This window comes from Methylobacterium frigidaeris (assembly GCF_022179185.1).
Taxonomy (GTDB): Bacteria; Pseudomonadota; Alphaproteobacteria; order Rhizobiales; family Beijerinckiaceae; genus Methylobacterium; species Methylobacterium frigidaeris.
On the sequence record NZ_BPQJ01000435.1, the window covers coordinates 1 to 220 of the forward strand.

Here is a 220-nt window from a genome sequence, read left to right on the forward strand (position 1 = left end):
GCTACTTCAAGCAGGAAAAGGCCACCCGGGAGAGCTTCACCGAGGACGGCTTCTTCCGCACGGGGGACGCGGGCTTCTTTGACGAGCGGGGGCACCTGGTGATCCTCGGGCGGGTGAAGGAGGTGGGGGCGTTGGTGGACGGCACCCACTTCGCCCCCCAGTTCCTGGAAAACCGCCTGAAGTACTCCCCCTACATCCGGGAGGCCGTGGTACTCGGCCA

1 pseudogene is annotated in these 220 nt (G+C 65.9%); it reads left to right on the forward strand.

Annotated features, from left to right (window positions below):
* A pseudogene (locus MFF64_RS39260) lies at positions 1–220 on the forward strand (long-chain fatty acid--CoA ligase); the annotation flags it as partial.